Origin of the sequence: Methylobacterium sp. B4, assembly GCF_003201865.1 — a bacterium.
Classification (GTDB): Bacteria; Pseudomonadota; Alphaproteobacteria; order Rhizobiales; family Beijerinckiaceae; genus Methylobacterium.
In genome coordinates, this window is record NZ_QJJJ01000020.1 from 20983 (window position 1) to 34614 (window position 13632).

The 13632-nt window shown below is 75.0% G+C and carries 13 protein-coding genes; all 13 read left to right on the top strand.

Annotation, left to right across the window (positions count from 1 at the left end):
* The first annotated feature begins 91 nt into the window (after nucleotides 1-91).
* The 13 genes from BY998_RS19085 (at nucleotide 92) to BY998_RS19145 (ending at nucleotide 13413) form a co-directional block, all read left to right on the top strand.
* Complete coding sequence (locus BY998_RS19085) at nucleotides 92-355, top strand: hypothetical protein (protein WP_110353223.1); 264 nt, start codon at nucleotides 92-94, stop codon at nucleotides 353-355.
* A gap of 285 nt (nucleotides 356-640) precedes the next feature.
* Complete coding sequence (locus BY998_RS19090; protein WP_245421652.1) at nucleotides 641-2719, top strand: caspase family protein; 2079 nt, start codon at nucleotides 641-643, stop codon at nucleotides 2717-2719.
* A complete protein-coding gene (locus BY998_RS19095) occupies nucleotides 2716-4062 on the top strand; it encodes a hypothetical protein (RefSeq protein ID WP_110353225.1) in 1347 nt (448 codons plus the stop codon). Before BY998_RS19090 ends, BY998_RS19095 begins: the two co-directional genes overlap by 4 nt.
* Nucleotides 4059-5192, top strand: a complete 1134-nt coding sequence (locus BY998_RS19100) for a DUF4375 domain-containing protein (RefSeq protein ID WP_110353227.1) — start codon at nucleotides 4059-4061, stop codon at nucleotides 5190-5192. The genes BY998_RS19095 and BY998_RS19100 overlap by 4 nt, the downstream gene beginning before the upstream one ends.
* Before the next feature lie 45 nt (nucleotides 5193-5237).
* Entirely contained in the window at nucleotides 5238-5735 is a 498-nt protein-coding gene (locus BY998_RS19105) for a hypothetical protein (protein WP_110353229.1), read from the top strand.
* A gap of 155 nt (nucleotides 5736-5890) precedes the next feature.
* A complete protein-coding gene (locus BY998_RS19110) occupies nucleotides 5891-7279 on the top strand; it encodes a hypothetical protein (protein ID WP_110353230.1) in 1389 nt (462 codons plus the stop codon).
* The gene (locus BY998_RS19115) at nucleotides 7276-7788 is read left to right on the top strand and encodes a hypothetical protein (RefSeq protein ID WP_110353232.1); all 513 of its coding nucleotides are present in this window, start codon (nucleotides 7276-7278) and stop codon (nucleotides 7786-7788) included. Before BY998_RS19110 ends, BY998_RS19115 begins: the two co-directional genes overlap by 4 nt.
* A gap of 70 nt (nucleotides 7789-7858) precedes the next feature.
* Complete coding sequence (locus BY998_RS19120; RefSeq protein ID WP_110353234.1) at nucleotides 7859-9034, top strand: hypothetical protein; 1176 nt, start codon at nucleotides 7859-7861, stop codon at nucleotides 9032-9034.
* 73 nt (nucleotides 9035-9107) lie between these two features.
* Nucleotides 9108-10094 (top strand): serine protease, encoded by a 987-nt coding sequence (locus BY998_RS19125; protein WP_110353236.1) that lies wholly within the window; start codon nucleotides 9108-9110, stop codon nucleotides 10092-10094.
* 131 nt (nucleotides 10095-10225) lie between these two features.
* Nucleotides 10226-11032: an OmpA family protein gene (locus tag BY998_RS19130; RefSeq protein WP_245421653.1), complete on the top strand. Its 807-nt coding sequence runs from the start codon at nucleotides 10226-10228 to the stop codon at nucleotides 11030-11032.
* A 29-nt stretch (nucleotides 11033-11061) separates the two neighbouring features.
* Entirely contained in the window at nucleotides 11062-12036 is a 975-nt protein-coding gene (locus BY998_RS19135; protein ID WP_110353239.1) for a hypothetical protein, read from the top strand.
* A gap of 43 nt (nucleotides 12037-12079) precedes the next feature.
* A complete protein-coding gene (locus BY998_RS19140) occupies nucleotides 12080-13105 on the top strand; it encodes a hypothetical protein (RefSeq protein WP_110353240.1) in 1026 nt (341 codons plus the stop codon).
* Entirely contained in the window at nucleotides 13102-13413 is a 312-nt protein-coding gene (locus tag BY998_RS19145) for a hypothetical protein (protein WP_110353242.1), read from the top strand. The genes BY998_RS19140 and BY998_RS19145 overlap by 4 nt, the downstream gene beginning before the upstream one ends.
* Nucleotides 13414-13632 lie beyond the last annotated feature (219 nt).

Here is a 13632-nt window from a genome sequence, read left to right on the forward strand (position 1 = left end):
CTCCCGCGAAAGCGTCCCCCGCGAAAACCGGTCTGGCCCGTCCATGGCCCAGGCGAGGGCGGCCGATGCCGCCTCGTCAGGGAGATGCACCATGAGAACGGTTTCGATCCTCGCCTTCGTCGGTCTGGTCCTCGCGACGGCGCCGGCCCTCTCGCAGGAAGCGGCCGGGGAGCCGGCCAGCCGGAGCAACCAGGAGTTCCTCGGCGTCGATCTCGACAACGGCGGCGTCTACTACAACGGCCGCAACTCGGGCCGGTACTGCCTCTACCGCACGGTCGAGGTGTTCAACCGCTATACGGGTTATGTCGAGGCCCGACGCGTCCGCCGCTGCGGGCGCGGCCTCTACCTGCCGTAGGGCGGAACGCGATGCTGCTGGCCGCGCTCTCGCCCCTCCATCTGGCCGCCCTCGGGTTGATCTTCGCGGTGATCGCGGGATGCTGAAGCCGGATTCGACCAAGGTCGGGCGCGCAGCCGATGCGCTCGGTGCGTCCCGTGGCCGGTCGCGATCGAGCCGCCCGCCGGTGCCCGGGGCGACATTGTTTCCCAATCCTCGCCGGGCTAACCCTGCCCCGGGCAGGGACGGCGCCGGGCGGCGCCCCGATCGAGGACAGAAATCCCGAAGACCGACGGGGAGACGATTGTGGCGAGACAGGCATCCATCCGGGCCATCCGATCGGCCGCGGCGGCGCTTCTGACGATGCTCTCCCTCGCCCTGCCGGCGCGGGCGGCCCCCGATCCGGCCCCTTTCGCCGACAACGCCGACTCGGTCGCGGTGGTGATCGGCAACCGGAGCTACAAGCAGACGGTCCCGGTCGATTACGCGCACAACGACGCCGACGCGATCCGCGCGTACCTCACCGAGCGCCTCGGCTACCGCGAGAGCAACGTCTTCGTCCTGAAGGACGCGACGCTCAACGAGTTCAACCAAGTCTTCGGCACCGAGCGCAACCCGCAATCGGGCCGGCTCTGGCGCAACGTGCGCGAGGGCCGCTCCAACGTCTTCGTCTACTATTCCGGCCACGGCGTGCCGGATCTGGCCACCAAGCAGCCCTTCCTGCTGCCCGAGGACGGCAACCCGAACCAGGGCGAGAGCGGCTACAGCCTGGAGACGCTCTACCGCAACCTCGACCTCGTGAAGCGCAAGATCGGCGCGGAGCGCCAGCTCGTGGTCATGGTCGATGCCTGCTTCACCGGCGAGACCGGCCGCAAGGGCGAAAGCCTGCTCGCGGTCTCGGCGCCCGGCTTCGCGCCGGCCCGGCCGAAGGCGCAGAGCGGGATCGTGCGGCTGGTCGCCACCTCCGGCGCCAGCCCCGCGAACTGGGACGAGCCGAACCGGCTCGGCCTCCTCACCAGCCGCTTCCTGATGGGCGTCTCGGGGCTGGCCGATGCGAAGGAAGGGCCGGATGGCGGCGACGGACTCGTCGAGTGGCCGGAGCTGAAGCGCTACCTCGCCCGCGAGGTCGAGGAGGCGGCGCGGCGCGCCTCGGGCCGCGAGCAGGTACCGGAGATCGACGACGCGCCGATCGTGCTCAAGGCCTCGCTGCCCGTGGCGGCGGTGTCCGGCGGTGTCGCCGCGATCCGCGACGAGGCGGCGTGGCGGCGCGCGGAAAGTCTCGGCACCCGCGAGGCCTTCGAGGCCTATGTCGGCGCCTGCGGCGAAACCTGCGCCTACCGCCCCCAGGCGATGGACCGGCTGCTCGCCGGCCGCAAGCGCGACGCGGCGGCGATCGACCAGGAGAACTGGACGCGGTTCGGCAGCGCCCGGCAGTATCAGGCCTATCTCGATTCCTGCGGCGAGGTCTGCGCCTACCGCTCGATCGCGGAAGGCTATCTCGGCGGCGCGAACCCGAGCACCGACCCGCGGGTGAAGCGCTGCGATGAGCTCGCCGCGGGCACCGACGATCCCGATCGCCCCAACGGCGTGAGCGGGGTCAAGCTCGGGCGGATCGAGGCGTCGGCCGCGATCGAGGCCTGCCGCGGGGCCTCCGCCGCCTATCCGCAGCTGCGCCGCCTCGCCTACCAGCTCGGCCGGGCCTACGACCGGGCCGACCGCTCCAAGGAGGCGTTCTCCGCCTACGACCGGGCGGCCAAGGCGGGCAGCGTCTCGGCGATGAACAACCTCGCCACGCTCTACGAGAACGGCCAGGGCGTGAAGCGCGCGCAGGGCGAGGCCTTCCGGCTCTACCGGCAGGCGGGCGAGGGCGGCAACGTGGTGGCGCTCGCCAACGCCGCCCGGATGCTCGAATACGGCAACGGCATCCCCAAGAACGAGGCGCAGGCGGTGGCGCTCTACAAGCGCGCGGCCGAGGGCGGCGACGTGCCCTCGATCTCGAAGCTGGTGCCCCACTACGCCACCGGCGCCTACGGCTTCCCGAAGGACCTGCGCCAGGGCTTCGAGCTGTTCCGGCGCGCGGCCGACAAGGGCGACCCCGTGGCAATGGCGACGATGGCCACGCTGATCGACAACGGCTTCGGCCGCTTCTTCCCGGGCGTGCGCTCCGCCGACATGGTGCTGCGGGCCCTGAAGAAGGGCGAACTCGGCGCTGCCTCCGTCTCGGCCACCGACACGGCGGCGCAGAAGCTGAAGCCGGAGACGATCCGCAGCGTCCAGCGCGCGGTGAAGGAGGCGGACTATTACTCGGGGGCGCTGGACGGGCGCTTCAACCCGGTCTTCGTGCGGGCGCTTGACCAGTACGCTCGGGCGAACGAGACGGAATGAGGCTCCTCCTCCTCGCCGCGCTCCTGATCCTGTCCGCGCCCGCCCGCGCCGATCCCGCAACCGCCGCGCTCACCCCCTTCCTCGACGCCGTGGCGGCCTGCGCCGGGCGGCCCGACCTGACGCTGGCGGTGGTCGGCGTCGAGCCGGGCCAGACCGCGCTCTCGCGCGAGCAGGCCGAGGAGGTGCGCCTCGCGGTCGAGAGCCGGCTCCAGGCGAGCGGCCGCGTGCGGCTCGCGGCCGCCGCCGACGTGGTGCGGATCAAGGCCCTGCGCGAGGGCACGACCGGGCTTTCGGGAGCCGAGGCCGAGGCGCAGATCCGGCAGGCCTTCGCGGGCGATGCCAGCGTCTTCCTCGTGGAGCCGCGCCGGGCCGGCGAGACCGCCGCTTTGCGCCTCCAGGCGATCACCAAGTCGGCCGCCTGCAAGGCGACGAGCGAGCCCCTGATCGTGCCGATCCGCGTCGGGGCCGGCGTCTCGGACATCGACGCGGTGATGGAGGGCGCGGTGCGGGCGCTCCAGCAGGCCGCGCCGAACGCGCGCACGATCGAGGTCTGCCCCTTCGTGGCCGAGGGCGGCCATTCGAGCTGCGCGGGGGCTCTCACCGACCGCCTCGTCATCGCGCTCGATGCCGAGGCGCGCTCGGCCAACCGCATCCTCAAGGGCGCCCGCCTCGACGTGCGCCGCCGCCCGCCCGGCACCGCCTGCCAGGGAAGTGCCGAGGGCGTCCTGACGGCGAGCGGGCGCTTCCGCACGGAGCGGGACGGCGCCTCCTACCTGGAGCTGGAGTTCGGGCGCGAGGGCGCCGTGCTCGCCCCCACGGGGCGCCGCCGCATCGGCATCGAGGGCCTGGGCTGCGACCCCACCCCGCGCCCCTTCCTCGATCACCTCGCCGCCAGCGCCCGCACGGACGGAGGGCGGCTCGCGGTCTCGGCCACGGCCGCGCCCTTCGCCCGCGGCCAGCGCCTGGAGATGCGCATCGAGTCGAAGTCGCGCCAGAACCTCTATTGCTGGGTGGTGGCCCCGGACGAGACCGCCTTCGTTGCCCTGCCCGTGCGCGGCAACGCGGTCTCGGAGGCGCCCCTGGGGCCCGGCGACACCCGGCGCTATCCCCGCGGCTACGGCCTGGAGGAGATCGTCGCCGCCGAGCCCTTCGAGAACCTGTTCGCCTGCTTCGGCGTCGAGGGCGGCCTGCCGCCGGAGCTGGAGGCCCGCTGGCGCGCGGCGGCGCCGGGGGCGGGGGCAGACGCCGCGCTGCTGCAGCCGCCGGACGTGCTCGACCTGCTGGAGCGGATCCGCCGCACGCCGGGCGTGACCGAGGCAAGCGCGCGGATCGTGGTGCGGTGAGGCGGGCCGCCCTCCCCTGGCGCCGCCGCGCCGTCGGGGCGGCGTTCGTCGCGCTGGCGGGGGCCGCCTTCGCGCTGCCCGTTGCCTGCGCGCCGACGCCGACGGCGTCCTGCGACCTGGAGCGCCTGCGCCATTATCCCCTGGCGATGGCGGTGGAGAACCGCGCGCTCCCCTTGCGCCTGCCGGACGTGTTCTTCCCCGATCCTGCAGGGCGCGATCCGGGCCTCGACCGTGACAGCCTCGATGCGGCGGGGGCGGCGAAGCTCAGGGCCGCCCTGGAGCGGGGGCTCGCGGGCTTCCGACCCGGCGAGCGGCCGGTGCTGATGCTCGCCGCCTTCGACCACTGGACCGCGCAAGGGGCCGGCCTCAAGGGCTTCTTCGTCCTGCCGGAGGGCGTCTTCCTCGACGACGTGCTGGAGACCCTGGACGGCGCGGGGCTCTCCGAGCACGCGGCCCTGGTGCGCGAGGGGGCGGCGCTGTTCGGCCCCCGCTACGGCACCCAGGCCGAGCGCTACGCCCGCTGGAGCGACGGCGGTGGCGAGATCCGCGACCCGGCGCTCGATGCCGCCCTCGACCGCCTCGCCGAGCGCTTCCGGGCGCTGCCGCGCCCGCTGGACGAGGCGGTGCGGCGCGTCGAGCGCTCCCCCGATCTCGCGGCGTCCTACGAGACCCTTCGGGCCGGGACCGACGCGGACGACCGCCTGCGCTTCCTCACCGGCGGCCTGTGGCGCTGCCTCGACCATTACGGAACGCCGCCGGCCGTGGCCGCCCGCCTCGCCGCCCTGCCGACGGCGCACGGGCGGATCATCGTCACCGAGATCTTCCAGGCGGAGATGCTGAACGGCTCGGTGCACCAGTTCTTCTTCAACTCCTCCGGCGGCCTCGCCCCCGACGTCGCCGACGCCCTGGACGCGATGGACCTGCCCGGCCACGCCGCGGCGGTGCGGCGCGGCATCGCGAAGTTCCCGAGCCCCTTCCCGCGGGATCTGAACACGCGCCGCGCCTTCATGGCCCGCCAGGACAAGGCCTTCGACGACGCCCTCTATGAACTGACGGGCGACGTGGATGACGGGAAGATGCAGGAGGCGATGGTCGGGATCGCCCGCGAGGCCGACATCCTCCCGCGCTGATGTCCGGCCGCCGTTCCGGGCTCGGGGGAGAGGACCGCTTCAGGCATGTTCGTCAACGGTCCGGCGCTGGCCGTCACGCTCTGGCTCCTCCTCTTCGCCCTCGTCGTGCTCGCGGGCGTGCTCGTCGCGCATCTCCTCTGGGTCGTCCGGCTCGCCCGCGGCCCCGGCCTTACCGGGCGGCCGGCGCCGATGCGGGCCCTGGCCGTCGCGGCGGCGTTCGTGACGCCGGTGCTGAGCTTCTACGCCGTCGAGATCGCCGCCCCGTGGCGCCGCCGGGCCGCCGGCGAGCGGCTCGTCCTCGTGGCGATCCTGACGGTGGCGCTCGCCGCCTTGGGGGCCGCGAGCGAGGAGGCGCGCTACGTGCCCGGGGACCGCACGGCCTGGCACGCGGCCGGCACCTTCCTGCGGCTGCTGCGGCTCCTCGTGATCGCGCAACTGCTGATCTTCATGATCCTGCGCGTCCTCTCGGGCGGGCGGCGCCCGGTCCTGGTCTGGAGCGCCTTCCTCATCGTGGCCGCGCTCCTCGTCTTCCTGCTCATCTGAGGGCCCGCGCGGATCGGGCTCTGGCCGGCCCAGGACGAAGCGTGCCGCGCCTTCCGGGCGCCGCCGGAGGGTGACGGATGGCCGGGCTCGGGATAACCATACGGCGAATCGAGGAATCACAAGGGGTTGCGCGCAGCCCCGGCACCGGGAGGCGCATGACCGGCGGATACGACGAGCGCTGCGCGGCCGACCTTGCGGGTGTGGGCGAGGGCCGCGACCTCTCCCGGGCCGACCGCGCCTGGCTCGCCCGCGTCGTGACCGGGGCCGTGCGTCCCAACCGCGACAAGCCGCTCTGGGACCTCGCCCACGCGCTGGCCGCCCTGGCGCGGGCCGGCGGCGCCCGGGATGGGCGCGCCCTCGTCTCCCTCGCCCTCGATCCGGGCCTCGCGACGCCCGCCGCGGTCGAGGCGCGCTTTGCCGGGAATGCGGCCACCGACGCGCGCGGCCTCGTGCTCGACGGGGGCTGGCGCACCGGCTGGTCCGGCCTCGCCCGGCTCCTGGCGCTGGCCGAATTCGTGCTGACGGCGGAGGATCTGGCGCAATTCGCGACCGTCACCGGCTGGCTCGACGAGCTGGCCGCCTCGCCCGACGCGGAGGGCGCCGCCTTCCTGGCCAAGCGCCTCGCCCGGCAAAGCGCGGCCTACCGCAACGCCCACCTGCCGCTCGCGCCGCTGGAGCGGCGCTTCCGCGCCATCCTCGTCTTCCTGGCCGGGCGCCGTGCCTTCGGCGACGACGACATCCTCGCCTTCTGGCGCGAGGAGATGCGCGGGGGCGAGCGGCCGGGCTTCCGCACCGTGGCCGAGCATTTCGTGACCTTCGAGGCGGGGGCCCACCTGCTCGACGGCCTGGAGGGGTTGGCGTCGGCCGCCTCTCTGGCCGCCGCCGACGGTTGGGAGGAGCGCCTCGACGCGAGCTTGGCCGACCTCACCGCCGCCGAGCCCGCCGAGGCCCTGGCCGCCCTGCTCGCCGCGTGGCCGGACGGCCCCAAGATCCTCACCGGGGCCGAGCGCGAGGATCTGGCCGATTTCCTGCGCCTGGAGCCGTTCCACCGCACCCGCCCGCTGACGACCCTGCGGGCGGCGAGCTTCGGGCGCGTGCAATCGGGCATCGCCAACCGCCTGCGCCGGGGCGGCGGCGGGGCCGACCTCGCCGAGCGCGCCGCCTGCACGGAGGCCGAGACCTACGCCGACCTGCAGGCCCGCGCCGGGGCGCTCGCGGCGCATCTCGCCCGGATGCTGCGCATCGCCGCGGCGCTCGCCATCGCCGAGCGCGACGGGCTCTCCCCGCAGACGCAGGCCGCCCTGGAGGCGGCCGAGGCGGATCTGCGCCGGGTGCGCCGGGCCGGCTTCGAGGACCGCGCCGCCCTCACTGCGGGCTTCGCCGCCGCCGCATCCGCCCTGTTGCGCCTCGCGGAAGAAGCCGGGCGGCTGGAGCGGGCGCTCGCGGCGCTCGACCGGCAGCGCCCGCTGGAGGCGGCCTTCGCGGCCGACCGGGCGGTCTTCGCCGAGGCCTTGACCGCGGCCTATGCGGGGGAGGCGGCGTGAGCGACGAGGCCCGGCTTCTCGCCGAACTCCACGCGGCCCGCGCCCTGGTGCGGGCGAAGGGCCCGGCCGTCCGGCCGAGCCACGCCGCGCTCTGGGCGCACGCCATCCGGGCGCCCGGGCAGCCGGTCGACCTCGCCTTGGAGCGGGCGATCCGCAGCGATCCCGACACCGCCCGGCGCTACCGGACCCTGCTCGGCGCCCAGGCGCTCGCCCACGCGCCGCTCGCTGCCGCCGCCTCCGACGGCGCCCTCCTGCGGCGCCGGGTCGGCCCGTTCGAGCTGGAGATCCTGGAAGGTGAGGACGGCGCGCCGCCGCTCCTGATCCTGCGCGGGGCGCAGGCGCCGATGCCCCGCACGATCGAGGCGTGGCTCGGCGACGCGGCGGTGCGGCTCGACCTCGGTGAACCGGTGGAGGGCGCGATCCTGCTCGCCCTCGATCCGGCCGTGCCGGAGGCCGCCCTGCTCGGCCGGATGCTGCGCGACCCGGCCTGCGCGGTGTTCCTGCTGTGAGCGTCCGGCCCGGTCCCACCTCTCGGATGACAGCCATCGGGTGCGCGCGTCGATGCGGGCTCGCCGCCGCATGAGCGGACCCGCCATCCTCGTCGTGATCCCGACGACCCGCGGCCCGCTCCACCTGCGCGCCCTCAAGGCCCGGCCGGGCCTGCCGGCGCCGGCCGCCTTCGCCGACGGCGATTACCGCCCCCTGCCCTGGTCGGCCGACTATGCCCGGCTCTGCGCGGCGGGCGGGCCGCTCGCCCGGCTCACGGACGGCCCGCTCCCGCCGCACGAATTGCGCCTCTCGGGCTCCTTCGATGCCGGCCGCTCCTGGGAGGTGCCGGTCTGCCTCGCCCACGGGCTCGCGGCGCGGGGCGCCCGCTTCGCCGCGGAGCCGGCCGAGGCCGGGCTGATCCTCTGGGCCACCGGCGCGGTCGATCTCGACCTCGCGGTGCGGCCCGGCGATTACGCGCTCCTCGACAAGATCGAGCGCGCCCGCGCCCTGCTGGCCGAGGCGCCGGACGCGCGCCTCGCGGTGCTGTTGCCCGAGGGCCCGGAGCGGGCGCAGGCCGAGGCGGCGATCCGCGCCCTCGGCCGCTCCGGCGATCCGCTCTTCCTGCCGGCCGGCTCCATCATGGCCGCGCTGGCGGCGCTGGAGACGGGGATGCGCCCGGGAGAAGCGGTTCGGCCGGCGGCCCGGCGGCGAGGGCGCCTCGCCTTGCCGGCGGGCGCCCTCGCCGCCGCCGGGATCGCGGCAGCCCTCGCCCTCGGCGCCCGGCAGGCTCCCGTCGCCGGCCCGGTCGAGGCTCCGGTGACGGAGACGGTTCCGCCCCAGGCCGCGAATGCCGCGCCGGCTCCGGCGCCGAACGTTCCCGAACCCGCTCCGGTCGAGAAGCCGGCCGCGCTCCGCGTCGAGGAGCTGCGCGCGCCGCCCGGCTCGTCCTGCCGCCGGGTCGCCTTCGGCGCCGACCCGCCCGAGCGGCGCCCGGTGGCGGTCGAGGCCGAAGGACGGCTCGCCCCGAGCCGGCTCGCGCCGGAGCTGTGCGGCCTCGCCGTGCGGGCGGAGGCGCCCGGCCTGCGGATCGAGGTGGGCCCCGAGTTGCGGGGCGCCGCCCTGCCCCCGGTGCGGCTCGCGGACGGCGCGCAGGGCTACTTCCTGCGCGAGGGCGCCCGGCAGAACCTCGTCTACGCCGTCCAAGCAATCCCGGAGGCGGGCGCGCCGACGCCCGGCTCCCGCCTCCTCCACGCACTGACACGGTGACACGATGATGGGAATGCGGTCCGCCCCCGCGCCGTCCGACCGGACCGCGATGCCGGCCAGAGGGAGGAAGACGATGGTTCCGATCCGGCGGAGGCGCGCCCGGCTGGGCGCCTGCCTGCTGCTCGCGCTCGGCGCGGCCGGTCCCGCGCGGGCGCAGAGCGTCGGCTTCGATCCCGCCGATTACGGCCGGGCGCAGCTGCCCCTGCGCCAGACCACGGGCGACGCGGCGGCCTATGTCGATCAGAACAAGGGCGCGTTCGAGCCCATTGCCGAACTCGACCCGAAGGACGGGCTGGCGGCGCTCGCCCGCCCAATCGGCCGGGTCGACATCGTCCTGCGCAACACCCGCAGCGGCCAGCAGGTCGGCGCCTCCTGCACCGGGACGCTCCTGCCCGGCGACTACGTGCTGACCAACCACCATTGCCTGCCGCAATCGGGCGAGCTGACCCCGGTCAAGGCCTCGATCCTGATGGATTACCTGACGCTCGACGGCAAAGGCTCGCGGCGCTTCGAGATCGACCCCAAGCCCGTCGAGCACGATGCCCGGCTCGACTACGCGCTGGCCCGCGTCGCCGGAAACCCGACGGCGGTCTACGGTGCGGCCCGGCTCTCGGGCGAGGCCGTGCCCGGCAACCGCTCGATGCTCGTCATCCACCACCCCCTCGGGCGCCCGAAGGTGATGAGCCGCTTCCGCTGCTTCGCCCTGAAGGACCAGGCCGAGGGGCCGGACCTGCGCCACCGCTGCGACACGCTCGGCGGATCCTCCGGCTCGCTGATGTTCGACGCCTCGGTCGCGGGCATCGCCCTTCACAAGGAGGGTGGCCTCGACCCGAAGGACACCACCAGCTTCAACAACGCCACCCGGCTCTCGGCCATCCTGGGCCGCAGCCCGGTCCTGTCGCGGATCGCGGCGGCGCAGGGGCGCCCGGTCGCCGCCACCGACCCGGGCGCGCGGCCCACCACGCCGCCCGCTACGCCCTCCACCGCGGCCCAGCCCGCCCCCGCCGCGGACGGCCCGCTCGATCCGGCCCGGATGAACGCGATCCTGCGCGGGCGCTGAGCGCACCACGAAGAATTTTCGTCGCCCGAGCGCGAAAGCCGCTCTGGCTCGCCCACGGGTCAGGGTGTGAGGGGCCGGAGCAAGGCCCGGGACGGACGAGGGGGGGAACGATGCGGACCCACGATGTGCCCATGCAGAAGCAAGGGGCGTCCATGCGCCGCCCGTGCCGCGCGAGCCTGATGCTGGCCGCCGGCCTCGTCCTGGCGCTCGCCGTGCCCGCGCAGGCCAATCCGCTGACCGAGGTGCCGGGGTCCCGGCCGCCCGCACCGGAGGAGGCGCCCCCGCCCCGGGACGAGGCGGCGGAGCGGGCGGAGGCCGAGACCGAGGCGCGGGCGTTGAACCCGAACGCCACCGCGATCATCCGCTCGCTCGCCCCCTTCGCCGACGGCAATCCCGGCGCCCCGCTCGCGGTGGCGCCCGGCGATGGCGGCCCGCCCCTGCGGGTCGATCCCGCCCGCTCGGTCGATCTCACGGTGTTCTTCGCCTACGACAGCGCCCGCCTGACGCCGGAGGCGCGCATCCAGCTCGAGCCGCTGGGCGAAGCCCTGCGCGACCGGGCGCTGGCCGGCCACGGCTTCCTCATCGCCGGCCACACCGACGCCTCCGGGGGCCTCGCCTACAACCGCCGCCTGTCGCTCGCCCGGGCGCGGGCCGTGAAGGCGCATCTCGTCGAGACCTACGGCATCGCCCCGGAGCGCCTGCGCGTCCACGGCTGGGGACCCGGCCGCCCGAAGGATCCGGCCGCGCCCCGCTCGCGGGTCAACCGCCGGGTCGAGGTCAGCCTGATCGCGCCGGCTCGCCGCGGGGGCCTGCGCTTCGTGCTGCCCGCATCGGAGCAGGCCTGCGCCGGCTCCGGGCTCGCCGATCCGCGCTTGGCCCGCGCGCTCGACCTCGACGATTTCGACGCGGCCCCGACGCCGCTCCCCTGCACCGAATGAACGCCGACCTGCCCTTCAGGAGAATCCCGATGTCGCATGCCCGTCTCAAGGCCCTCCGCAGCGCCTTCGCCGCCTCGGCCCTTTTCTCGCTCGGCCTCCTCGGCCTCGCCGCTCCCGCCCTCGCCCAGGCCAAGCCCAACGTCGTGGTGATGGGCGAGGATGCCGACGAGGATTCGGTGCCGCGCGGCAACCGCATCTTCCAGCGGGTGATCGCCGAACTCGCCGAGACGATGAACCTGCGCGGCTACAACGTCTACGACGAGACCGCCGTGGCGATGGGCTTCACCCAGCCCAACCGCGTGCGCCGCCGGGACGCGGAGCTGATCGAGGTGGCCCGCGCCGTCCAGAACCCGCCGCTCGACGTGGTGGCGGTGTTCCAGATCTACGCCTCGGCCTCGAAATCGGGCTATTCCGACATCGTGCGGCCGGAGGTGCGCATTCCCGGCCGCCTCCTCAACGTGCGCACCGGCCAGTCGCTGGGCTCGTTCGAGGTGGCGGGCGTGCAGCTCCCGCCCCTGCCGCAAGGGTGCGACCGCGACTGCCTGCTGGAGCGGGTCGGCGCCGAGGCGAAGGGGATCGCGGGCGACGTCGCGGCGGCGCTGACGGCCAAGCTCGACGGCGTCGTGGCTCCCCGCCGGGGCGCCGATGCGGGCCCCCTCCTCGACGGCGCTCCCGGCGCTCCGCCGCCCTCCCCCGGCGCGGTCGCGGCGGCGCCCGGCGGCGAGGCCTGCGGCGGCCTGCCCACCGCCTACACGGTCAAGCTGAGCGGCTTCTCGGCCCAGGAGGTCCAGGCGGCCGAGGAGTACATGGCCGCCTTCCGCTGCTACGAGCACCACCGCCCGGTGCGCGCGAGCGGGGCGAGCGCCGAGTACTGGTACGAGACCCGCTCCGATTCCGCCCGCCTCGGCCGCAACCTGCGCCTGATGCTGGAGCACATGAGCGCGCCCGGGCAGGTCCAGTTCTCCGGCAACACCTTCGTCATCAGCCGCGTCGCGACGCGCTGAACCCGGCACCGGCCGTCCGCGCCTGCCCCACGAGGAGCCCGCCATGACCGACCCTCACCCGCCGCGCGGCCTGCTCGCCCGCTTCGTCCCGCGCCGCGCGGGGCTGCGCGCCCTGCTCGCCGGCCTCGCCAGCGCGCTCCTGGCCTCCGCCGCGCCCGGCCCGGCGCACGCGGCCGAGCCGGTGTTCCCGCCCGCCGGCTCCCTTGGCCTCGTGCCGCCGCCCGGCATGACCCCATCCGAAAAATTCGCGGGCTTCGAGCACCGCTCGGGCGCCTCGATCATCCTCGTCGAGATGCCGCCCGAGGCCTGGGCGCAGATCAACGGCCGCTTCACGCCCGAGGCGCTGGCCGCGACCGGCTTCCGGGTGAAGGGCGGTTCGGAGGCGCTGCCGGTGGCCGGCGGCGAGGGCTTCGTCCTGCGCGGCACGCAGGGGGCCAACGGGCTCACCTACGCCAAGTGGGTCGCGGTCGTCCGGGGCGGGGCCGGCACCGGCCTCGTCACCGTGCAGGTTCCCGAGAGCGCGGCGGAGCAGGTGCCGGAGGCCGCCGTCGAGGCCGCCCTGCGCACGGTCGCCTTCCGGGCGCCCGGCAGCGTCGCCGACCAGATCGCCGCCCTGCCCTACACGGTCGGCGACATGGCGGGATTCCGCCCGGTGCGCACGCTGATGGGCAATGCCCTGCTGCTCACCGACGGCCCGAAGGACGTCGATCCCGAGGGCAGCCAGACCATGGTCATCGTCGCGCCCTCCCTGGGCCGGGCCGCCGTGGGAGCCGGCCAGGAAAGTGCCTTCGCCCGCAAGGCGCTCGGCACCCTGCGCGAGGTCAAGGATCTCACGGTCACGGACGAGGAGCGCTCGACCCGCGGGGACGCCGTCGTCCTGCGCCTGCGCGGCTCCGGCGCGGATGCGCGCTCGGGCCGTCCGGTCGCGGTGACGCAGACCATCCTGTTCGAGGGGCCGGGCTACGTCCGGGTCCTCGGCCTCACGAGCGCGGACCGGCCCGACGCACTCGCCCGTGCCGAGCGCGTCGCCGCCTCGATCGCGACGCGCCGGAACGGGGACGCCCGATGAATCCCCTCGATCGCGCCGATCCCGAGCCTGCCCGCGGGAGACGCAGCGCGCGACGATGCCTGATCCTCCTCGCGGCCGCCGCTCTGTCGGGCCCTGCCGCCGCCGCGCCCTCGCTGCTGGAGGACTGGGCCGCCCTCAACAGTGCCTGCCGCGGCGGGCGCGGCGACGATCCGAGGACCCTTGAGGCCTGCACCCGCCGGGACGCCCTCGACCAGCGCCTCACCGCCGCCGGCTGGTGCTACGGGCGCCCCGGCGAGGCCGGATACCAGCGGCGCTGGCGGCTTTGCACCTCGTCCAGGCAGCGTTGAGGCGTGGGTTCGGCTCACGGGATCGGCGCGGTTCAAGAACCGCCGGACAGAAGCGAAACAGCCGGGAAGCACCGGCTCGGCCAGATTTGTCCAACCGGGTTGGGCGCAAGGGAATAAGTTCGAATAGGTCTAAGGAGAAACCCAACAATACGTCTGAGCCGACTATGCGATGCGCGTCAAGCTTGCGGGGCAATTGAATTTATGCAGATTGATCTCACG

Bases quoted from the DNA above. Each gene is read 5' to 3' on its own strand.
- BY998_RS19085 (WP_110353223.1), top strand. From the start codon at position 92: ATGAGAACGGTTTCGATCCTCGCCTTCGTCGGTCTGGTCCTCGCGACG.
- BY998_RS19095 (WP_110353225.1), top strand. From the start codon at position 2,716: ATGAGGCTCCTCCTCCTCGCCGCGCTCCTGATCCTGTCCGCGCCCGCC.
- BY998_RS19105 (WP_110353229.1), top strand. From the start codon at position 5,238: ATGTTCGTCAACGGTCCGGCGCTGGCCGTCACGCTCTGGCTCCTCCTC.
- BY998_RS19110 (WP_110353230.1), top strand. From the start codon at position 5,891: ATGACCGGCGGATACGACGAGCGCTGCGCGGCCGACCTTGCGGGTGTG.
- BY998_RS19120 (WP_110353234.1), top strand. From the start codon at position 7,859: ATGAGCGGACCCGCCATCCTCGTCGTGATCCCGACGACCCGCGGCCCG.
- BY998_RS19125 (WP_110353236.1), top strand. From the start codon at position 9,108: ATGGTTCCGATCCGGCGGAGGCGCGCCCGGCTGGGCGCCTGCCTGCTG.
- BY998_RS19130 (WP_245421653.1), top strand. From the start codon at position 10,226: ATGCAGAAGCAAGGGGCGTCCATGCGCCGCCCGTGCCGCGCGAGCCTG.
- BY998_RS19135 (WP_110353239.1), top strand. From the start codon at position 11,062: ATGTCGCATGCCCGTCTCAAGGCCCTCCGCAGCGCCTTCGCCGCCTCG.
- BY998_RS19140 (WP_110353240.1), top strand. From the start codon at position 12,080: ATGACCGACCCTCACCCGCCGCGCGGCCTGCTCGCCCGCTTCGTCCCG.
- BY998_RS19145 (WP_110353242.1), top strand. From the start codon at position 13,102: ATGAATCCCCTCGATCGCGCCGATCCCGAGCCTGCCCGCGGGAGACGC.